Source organism: Synechococcus sp. R6-10, assembly GCF_047461815.1.
Taxonomy (GTDB): domain Bacteria; phylum Cyanobacteriota; class Cyanobacteriia; order Thermostichales; family Thermostichaceae; genus Thermostichus.
This window is the reverse complement of the sequence record NZ_JANSHW010000152.1, coordinates 1-8,597: the sequence shown is the minus strand read 5'-3', so window position 1 is coordinate 8,597 and position 8,597 is coordinate 1. Positions and strand designations below refer to the sequence as shown.

10 protein-coding genes are annotated in these 8,597 nt (G+C 58.5%); 8 read left to right on the top strand and 2 right to left on the bottom strand.

Annotated features, from left to right (window positions below; genetic code table 11):
* Nucleotides 1-213 precede the first annotated feature (213 nt).
* Nucleotides 214-1,437, bottom strand: coding sequence for an ABC transporter ATP-binding protein (locus NW837_RS05010; protein ID WP_414329559.1), 1,224 nt, complete (start codon nt 1,435-1,437; stop codon nt 214-216).
* 241 nt (nt 1,438-1,678) lie between these two features.
* On the opposite strand from NW837_RS05010, the gene NW837_RS05005 reads away from it, so the two are divergent.
* The 4 genes from NW837_RS05005 (at nt 1,679) to apcD (ending at nt 5,475) form a co-directional block, all read left to right on the top strand.
* On the top strand, nt 1,679-2,410 hold the full coding sequence (locus NW837_RS05005; protein ID WP_414329557.1) for an SDR family oxidoreductase: 732 nt from the start codon (nt 1,679-1,681) through the stop codon (nt 2,408-2,410).
* 131 nt (nt 2,411-2,541) lie between these two features.
* Nucleotides 2,542-3,231 (top strand): GTP cyclohydrolase I FolE, encoded by a 690-nt coding sequence (gene folE, locus NW837_RS05000; RefSeq protein ID WP_414329555.1) that lies wholly within the window; start codon nt 2,542-2,544, stop codon nt 3,229-3,231.
* 181 nt (nt 3,232-3,412) lie between these two features.
* Nucleotides 3,413-4,798 (top strand): type IV pilus twitching motility protein PilT, encoded by a 1,386-nt coding sequence (locus tag NW837_RS04995; protein ID WP_414329561.1) that lies wholly within the window; start codon nt 3,413-3,415, stop codon nt 4,796-4,798.
* Between the two features lie 191 nt (nt 4,799-4,989).
* Nucleotides 4,990-5,475: an allophycocyanin subunit alpha-B gene (gene apcD / locus NW837_RS04990; RefSeq protein ID WP_011431857.1), complete on the top strand. Its 486-nt coding sequence runs from the start codon at nt 4,990-4,992 to the stop codon at nt 5,473-5,475.
* 4 nt (nt 5,476-5,479) lie between these two features.
* Here the strand turns inward: apcD and NW837_RS04985 are convergent, their stop codons facing one another.
* Nucleotides 5,480-6,163: a HEAT repeat domain-containing protein gene (locus tag NW837_RS04985; RefSeq protein WP_414329553.1), complete on the bottom strand. Its 684-nt coding sequence runs from the start codon at nt 6,161-6,163 to the stop codon at nt 5,480-5,482.
* Between the two features lie 92 nt (nt 6,164-6,255).
* Between NW837_RS04985 and rpsO the strand changes: the two genes are divergently transcribed.
* The 4 genes from rpsO to NW837_RS04965 form a co-directional block, all read left to right on the top strand.
* Nucleotides 6,256-6,531 carry a 30S ribosomal protein S15 gene (rpsO, locus tag NW837_RS04980; protein ID WP_011431855.1) on the top strand — a complete coding sequence of 92 codons (276 nt, stop codon included), beginning with the start codon at nt 6,256-6,258 and terminating at the stop codon, nt 6,529-6,531.
* Nucleotides 6,532-6,567: 36 nt separating this feature from the next.
* Nucleotides 6,568-7,005 carry a photosystem II biosynthesis protein gene (locus tag NW837_RS04975; RefSeq protein WP_414329551.1) on the top strand — a complete coding sequence of 146 codons (438 nt, stop codon included), beginning with the start codon at nt 6,568-6,570 and terminating at the stop codon, nt 7,003-7,005.
* 96 nt (nt 7,006-7,101) lie between these two features.
* Nucleotides 7,102-8,295: a nickel pincer cofactor biosynthesis protein LarC gene (larC, locus tag NW837_RS04970; RefSeq protein WP_414329548.1), complete on the top strand. Its 1,194-nt coding sequence runs from the start codon at nt 7,102-7,104 to the stop codon at nt 8,293-8,295.
* 116 nt (nt 8,296-8,411) lie between these two features.
* On the top strand, nt 8,412-8,597 hold a 186-nt coding region (locus NW837_RS04965), incomplete at its 3' end, for a hypothetical protein (protein ID WP_414329546.1).

Genomic DNA, 8,597 nt, shown 5'->3' with positions numbered 1-8,597 from the left:
ACTTTTGCCAAACCGCCTAAAGCTCAGTAAATTCAGCAAAGTTCAGGGTTTTGGGGGTTAGAGGCATGCTCCACCAACAGCCTACCCAGTTTGTCCCTCCAGAGGGAGCTACCAGCCTGGACCACCGTCTTGCCAGTCTAAGCCCTATCTGGGGCGAAGGCTTTCGTGTCGCGGGGAAGATGGGTTGCTAAAGGTGTGCAAAAGAACCCCGACTCAGGCAACACTTTTACTTTTTGCGCGATTTGGCTCTTTTTCAGCCACGGAGGACCCCTCAGCGAGGGGGAACAGCCGACCTTGCCCAACAGCAATGTGAACCCGCGCGCCCACAGGCAGGGCTTCCCGGGCTAGGGCGTGCAATTCTTTGCCGGCTGCTGTGATCAGGCAATAGCGGTACTCTCGCCCCAAAAACTGTCGATCCCGAATGACAATGCCGCCCTGAGGATCAGGATGCAAATGCAACTCCTCCTGTCGAACCATCAACTCTGCGCAGCGCAAGCTGGGGTCGGGCTGATCCCTCAAAGCCTGGAATGGGATGTGCAGCAGCTCTTCAGCCTGCCAACCCAACTCCCGCCGCTCACAGCGGAGAAAGTTGGCCTGGGTAATAAACTCTGCCACGAAGCGAGTAGCCGGCTCCCGGTAAACCTCCTCCGGGGATCCCCATTGCTCAATACGGCCTTCCCGCATCACCGCCACCCAGTCGGAGAGGCAGAGAGCCTCCTCTTGGTCGTGGGTGACAAAAATGGCCGAGGTCTGGGTTTGCTTGAGGATTTTGCGGATTTCTTCCCGCAGGTAGTAGCGCACCTGCACATCCAAATTGCTCAGGGGCTCATCCAACAGGATCAAGCTAGGCCTGGGGGCCAAAGCCCGCGCCAAAGCCACCCGCTGCTGCTGCCCGCCCGAAAGCTCGTGGGGATAACGATGGGTGTAGTCTTCCAGGCCCACCAACCGCAACACCTCGTAAGCGCGTTCCCGCGCCTGTTGGGCAGCGCCTCGCAACTCAGCTCGCAACTCAGTTGAGGAGGAGCGATTGCCACCCCCTGCCGCCGACGCAAACGGGGTAGTGGGTCGGAGGCCAAACATCACATTGGCCAACACGTTCAAGTGGGGAAACAGGGCAAAATCTTGAAACACCAGCCCCACTCCCCGTCGCTCCGGTGGGATCCACTGCCCCTCCCCGGCCACAACCTGCCCCCCCAGGAGGATCCGCCCGCTATCCGGCTGCTCAAATCCGGCAATGGTGCGCAATAAGGTGGTTTTCCCACAACCTGATGGGCCCACAATGCCGAGGATGTCTCCTTGGGGCAGGCGAAACTCGACTTCCCGCAAAACCAACTGCCGCTGGCCGGGAAACCCCTTGCTGATGCCCTCGAGCTGAAGGATGTAGGAGGGATCCTCGCGCACGGCAGTGGGACTTGGAGAAAACAAAGACTCAGCCATGACGGTTGTTGTTGCAAAAGATTTTCACTATTTTTACCACACTACCATACTCCCAGACCCCACCTAGCCGGATCGAGGTTCAACAGCCAGCGGACGGATCTTGAGCAGGACAGGCTGAGGTCTCTGCGCCCTACCCTGATTCCAAGGGAAGCGATGGAAAATCAGTGTTACACTTAGTTAAGGAAGTTTCTCAGGTTGGGTGGCGCTTGCTTGTGTGGCGCACGCCAGAGGCTTGTTGTAAATGAGTTTTGAGACAAAGTTTCCCGAACGTGCTCTGATTACAGGGGCCAGTCGAGGGATCGGCAGAGCGGTAGCCCTAGCCCTAGCCCGACAAGGGATAGCGGTGGCTCTGGTGGCCCGCTCCCAACCTGATCTGCTAGCGGTGCAGGCCCAAATCCAAGACCAGGGGGGTAAGGCAGCGGTTTTTCCCATGGACTTGGCCGACTTAGCAGCTCTGCCCCAGCAGTTGCAGGCTCTCCTGGATCGATTTGGCGTCTGCGATGTCTTGGTCAATAATGCGGGCATGGCCCACGTTGGCCCTTTGGTCACTTTACCTTTGTCGGATTGGCAGCGAGTGATCGACTTGAACTTGACGGCAGCTTTTCTGTGCGCCCAAGCCGTACTTCCCGGAATGCGCCGGCAGCGCTGCGGCACGATTGTGAACGTCATCTCGATTGCGGGCAAGCGAGCTTTTCCCAACTGGGGAGCCTACTGTGCCAGCAAGTTCGGCCTGATGGGCTTTTCTCAAGCTTTGGCCGAAGAGGAGCGACAGCATGGCATTCGGGTCACCAGCTTGTGCCCTGGTGCCGTGGACACGTCCCTCTGGGATACGGGCACGGTAGGGGTCAACTTCGACCGTTCCAAAATGCTCTCGCCGGAATGGGTAGCCGATTTGATTACCTATATTGTTCGGTTGCCCACAGGTGCGGTGGTGGAAGATCTCACCTTCATGCCTGCGGTGGGAGCCTTTTAGACCTGGCTGGTTTGGGGTTGCCCGTGACTTGGGAGGGTTTTGGCTATCGCAGCCTTTGACTGGATGCCACCTGAGCTGAGTTGCATGCACCGAGTTCTCTTAGCCTTTCGTTAACCAAGGAATATCCTGCTATGACCCTTGCGAAACCCGGATCTGGCTCGCAATCTCGAATGGATGACAAAGCCCATTTCAAGTCTCGGGTGATTCGAGATCGAGCCACTTTTGCGGAAGAAGAATTGGGTAGCTCGGATGTCTCAGATCCGGCTATGGTGGCGGCGGTGGAGACGCTGCTGCGGGGGATCGGGGAGGATCCCCAACGGGAGGGGCTGCGAAAAACCCCGCAACGAGTGGTTGCGGCTTTGAAGTTTTTGACCAGTGGGTATCGGCAGTCTTTGGAGGAGCTACTGAACAGTGCCATCTTTGATGAGGGCCATGACGAGATGGTGCTGTTGCGGGATGTGTCTCTGTTTAGCCTGTGCGAGCACCATCTGCTGCCCTTTATCGGCAAAGCCCATGTGGCCTACATCCCCAGGCAAAAGGTGGTGGGCCTAAGCAAAATTGCCCGTATCGTCGAGATGTACTCCCGCCGCCTGCAGGTTCAGGAACGCCTGACACGGCAAATTGCTGAGGCCTTGATGGAGGTGCTGGATCCCTACGGGGTGGGGGTGGTTATCGAGGCTACCCACATGTGCATGGTGATGCGGGGGGTACAAAAGGCCGGCTCCTGGACGGTCACCAGCTCGATGGTGGGGGTGTTTCAAGAGGATCCCCGTACCCGCGAAGAGTTTCTGAGTCTCATTCGCCATCCGTCCAATTTTTAGGGAGCTTCCCGGAGCTTTGCCGGTGGTTGGGTTGAGTTAACCCTCTGCTCAGGCTGGGAATACTAGCCTAAGATCGACGCAAACCCTGCCAGAAGCGAGGCCCGTCATGAGCGAGGTCAGCCCCGAAAACCAGTTTCCCACCGATTTGGACTCCAATTGGCAGCCCCCGGCTCCGCCGGTCATGCAGCGTCCGTCTCGTCCGGCTGCTCCGGTGCCCCCGGTGGAGCCTCCAACGCAACTGGATCCAGTGCTCGGTTCAGCCTCCCAAGGGATGGGATCCCGGCCTGTCAACGCCAAAAGCCCCCCCAACCCCATTCTGGGTCGGCCCCTTCCGCCTGGTGTGGCTGTCGCTCCCCCTCAGGTGCCTGTGCCTGTGCCCGATCCTGTCGCTCCCCCTCGAATGCCCCCGCCCACTCCGGCTCCGGCTGCTGCTGCCCCGCCTTTTGCGCCACCAGCTCGCCCAACGGCTGCCGGTCGGATCCCGGTGGCCCCGGCTACTCCTGCGGGCCTGACCCTGCGCCAACTGGTGCAGGAAGCCTATGACAAAGGCTACTCCGATATTCATTTGGGGGTAGGAGAAGTGCCCCGCTTTCGGGATCGGGGGCAAATGCTTTTGACCAACTACCCGGTCACCACCACCGAGATGTTCTATGGCTGGCTGCGGGAAAGCCTGCCGGAGAGCCAAATTCGCCAGTTTGAGGAATGTTTGGAACTGGATACTGCCATCCAGTACGAGGGTTTGGTGCGGTGTCGGGTCAACTGCTTTGTTTCCCTTCTTGGCCCGGCTATGGTGATGCGTCTGATCCCGTTGAAAATTTTGACGCTGGAGCAGTTGCGGGCGCCGGAAGTCTTGAAGCGCATTGCCGAAGAGCACAAAGGCTTGGTTTTGGTGACCGGCCCCACCGGATCCGGTAAGTCCACAACCTTGGCGGCGATGGTGGACTACATCAATTCCAACTTTCCCAAACACATCATTTCCATTGAGGATCCCATCGAGTTCGTCCACCAGAGCAAGAAATCGATGGTGCGGCAGCGGGAGGTCGGGATCCACACCTTGGAGTTTGCCAATGCCCTGAAAGCCTCGCTGCGGGAAGATCCGGACATCATCTTGATTGGAGAGATGCGGGATCGAGAGACGGTGGATATTGCCCTAAAGGCCGGCCAGACGGGCCACTTGGTCTTTGGAACCCTGCACACCAACAGTGCCGTCCGCACCATCGAGCGTCTGCTGGGGATTTACAAGCCGGAGGAACAGGAGCCGATGCGCCTGCAACTGGCAGAAACCCTGGTGGCGATCATCGCTCAAACCCTGGTGCGCACCACCGATGGCAAGCGAGCTGCGGCCCACGAGATCATGCGCAACACCGATGCCATTCGCGACTACATCAAGCGGGGGGCGGTGGATGAAATTGAGGAGCTGATCGCCGACGGCTCCTATGAGGGCATGTGTACCATGAATCAATCCCTGTTTAGGCTTTACCAGGAGGGGCGGATTACCGAAGAGGTGTGTCTGGAAGCTGCCCCGCGCCGCAATGAGATGGCCCAATGGCTGCGAGGCCGGATCTAGGGCCAGTCTCGAGATGGAGTCATGCCAAAGTGCTTGAGGGAAGGTTTGCCCTATCCTAAACTGGGAGCAGCCGGCGGCGCTGGCTTGCCGAGCTACCTGCTCATCTCTTGGGCCGACCTTGGGCTGGGGGGATGGGTTGCGAATTGATGAACCGAATTGAAAGCAAGTTAGAAAACAGGAGAATCCCTACCGTGAGCGTGATCAACCAGATCATCGAGACCGCGGATGACCAGCTGCGTTACCTCTCAGTTAGCGAACTGGAAGCCATCAGGAATTACATGACCACCGGCGAGAGGCGCTTGCAAATCGCTCAGGTGTTAGCAGAAAACAAAAAGCGCATCATCGACCAGGCCCAGAAGCAGCTATTCGCCAAGCGGCCCGAGTACGTGCAACCCGGTGGCAATGCCTACGGTGACAAGCGCTACAACCAATGTTTGCGAGATTACGACTGGTATCTGCGTCTGGTGACCTATGGCATTATTGCCGGCAGCAAAGAGCCGATTGAGTCTATCGGCCTGATAGGGGTGCGGGAAATGTACAATGCCCTCAACGTACCCATCGCCGGCATGATCGATGCGATTGTCTTTTTGAAGGAAGCTGCCCTTAGCCTGCTGGAGCCGGCGGCAGCCGCTGAAGCCGCCCCTTACTTTGACTACATCATCAATGCCATGAGCTAGGGATCTACAGGGATCCCAAGGCAGCCCGGGCATGTACGGCCACCTGTTCTTGGGAATCCTGGGCCAGCCGGGTCAGTCCGGCGCGAGCGGCTTCTGTTCCCAACTTGGCCAGGGCAATGCAGACGCGGTAGCGCAGTTGCCAGTCGTCGGAATCAATGAGGGGATCCAGGTAGGGGATGGCCCGCGGATCCCCCAGATCGCCCAAGGCAGCGGCAGCGGCTGTGGTGATCAGCTCGCTCTTGTCCTGCAAAGCTTCCACCAGAGTGTCGAAGGCGGCAGGGTTCCCCAGCTCTCCCAGGGCAGCGATGATGCTAAACCGTACCAGCCACTCCGTTTCTCGCCGATAAGCTTCCAGAAGATCGGCCAGGGCCTGTGGCTGCTTGAGATCCCCCAGGGCAGCGGCGGCAGCAGCCCGCACATCGAACTCCGGATCCTCTCGCAAAGAGCGCTGCAAAATGGGCAACAGTAGGTTCGGATCGACGCCAGACAGGGTGCCCATCTGGCTGATGGCAGCATAACGGACGCGGGCATTCTCGTCGTGAATCGCTCGCTGCAGCAATGTCAGGGCTTCTGGCCCAGGCAGTTCTCTGGCTTTGTTGACAGCGCGCAGCCGATTTCCCAAGTCTTGTGAGTTCAACAGCTCCAGCAAAGCGGGCAGTGCCGGAGGATCCCCAGAGGTTGTTGTCATATCCCATTCTCTCCATAACCCTCCTCGGCCATAGCGAGGGAGGAAAAGCCGATGTTATTATCTTGAAGCAGTGCATCCAGTCCCTTGATCTTATGGCCTTATTGCAACAAGAGAAGCAGCAGATCATTGAGAGCTATCGACTGCACGACACCGACACCGGTTCTGCCGAGGTTCAGGTGGCTCTGCTCACCAGTCGCATCAACCAGCTCTCTCAGCACCTTCAGAGAAACCCGAAGGATTTCAACTCCCGCCGCGGCCTGCTGATGATGATCGGTCGTCGCAAGCGTTTGCTCAACTACATCGCCAAGCATTCTCCTGACCGCTTCCGGGAGCTGGCCGAACGGCTGAACATCCGGGTGAAAAAGTAGGCAGCCCATCCAAAACGCTATCGGAGATCTGTCTTCGTGGGCAAATCCAGCCGCCAGTCCAAAACCTTTCGCCGTCGCTCCCCCTCCGCCTCTGTTGAGGTGGAGAAGAAGCCGGCCAAGAAGGAGCCTGTTGCCGTGATTCCCCCTGAGGTCAGCCGGCGGATGGTGCGGCGGATTCTGGTGTTTTCTGGGATCCCTTCGGGGCTGGGCCTGAGCAGCTTTTTTGTGAATTACTATCTCTTGACCAACCATGTGGTCGCTCTGCCCCCCTACTTCACCTTGGCAGAGTCGCTGACCTTGTTTGGCCTTGGTTTTTTGGGCATTAGCTACGGTGTGTTCTCGGCTTCCTGGGATCCCGAGCCGGGATCCCTGCTGGGAATTGGAGAATTCCGGCGCAATTTGGGCAACATCATCCAACAGTGGCGGGAATCTGCTGCTCGATCTTCTGAATCTTCCGACTCTCGAGAAGCTTGATTCTTCTCCCATTGCCTTTTCCAGGCCGGTTGCTGCCTACAATCAAGAGGGATCCAAGTCCATTCTGGCGGCAGCGGCTACCCCCAGTTCTCCAGCATGAAAATAGCCTACTTCGACTGTGCGGCGGGCATTGCCGGCGATATGTGTCTAGGAGCCCTGCTGGATTGCGGGGTGCCTTTGGAGTACCTCAACCGTCAGCTCCAGGCGTTGGGCATCGAGGGGGAATATAGCCTGCAGGTGAGCCGGGTGCAGCGGTGTGGGCAGCCTGCTCTGCAAGCTGTGGTGGAGGTGCTGGGATCCCAGAGTGGGGGATCCCTTGCTCGGCATTGGGCAGAGATTCAGGCTTTGATCGCGGGATCCCAGCTTTCCCCAGCCATCAAGACCCGCAGCCTGGCGGTGTTTGAAAAGTTGGCGCAGGCAGAAGCAAAAGTCCATCAAGTGCCCGTGGAAAAAGTGCACTTTCACGAAGTGGGGGCAGTGGATGCTTTGGTGGATATTGTCGGCACTTGCATCGGCCTGGATTGGCTGCAGGTGGAGCGGGTGTTGTCATCCCCCCATCCTATTGGGGGCGGCTGGGTGAGCACAGAGCATGGCAAATTGGCCGTGCCGGTGCCGGCGGTGATCGAGTTGTGGGAAATGGGCCGCGTGCCGGTGTTCAGCAACGGGGTGGAAGCCGAGCTGGTGACCCCCACAGGAGCAGCCTTGGCTGTGGCGTTGGCGGAAGAGTTTGGCCCCTGTCCGCCGATGCGGGTGGAAAAAGTGGGGCGTGGGGCCGGTGCCCAAGAGCTGCCCATTCCCAACGTGTTTCGTCTCTGGATTGGGGAAGCCGATGGGGGAGAGCTAACGGAAACGGTATCGGTGTTGCAGACCCAAATTGACGATCTCAACCCCCAAGTGGTTGCCTACACCTGCGAGCAGTTGTTGGCCCTCGGGGCCTGGGACGTGTTTACCCAGCCGATCACCATGAAACAGGGGCGGCCGGGGATCCTGCTTACCGTCATCTGTCCGCCGGATCGGGTGCCGGAGTGTCAAGATCTCATCTTCCGGGAGACCACCACCCTGGGCATTCGCCACTTCCAACAGCAGCGCACCCTGCTGGAGCGGGTTATCGAGCGGGTGGAAACCCCTTACGGCCTGGTAGACATCAAGGTAGCCCGCCACCATGGCCGCATCGTCAATGCTCAGCCGGAGTTTCGCGATTGTGTGGCCCGCGCCCAGGAATTGCACGTGCCGGTTCAGACGGTGTGGCTGGCGGCCCAATCGGCTTGGCAAAACCGGTTGCAAGGTTGAAGAGACACCGAACCTGTTCCACCCCCAATGGAATTTGCTCCTATTGAACACAGATTGGCAGCCGTGGCCTGCTAGCCTGAGAGATGTCGATCTTGCTCTCTCCGCCGACCGCAAAAATGGAATCCCAAGCCTCTCAATTTAACTTCGACCGCAAACTGTGGGATCGGTTTATCACCGTGGCCCAGCCCTACTTTTACCCCAGAGTACGCTATGGGGGCTGGATCTTTTTGGGCTTGCTGGCAGCGGCCATGGTGTTTGTGGTTGCCCTGATGTTCTTTGTGGAGATTGGGGTAACTTTGGTC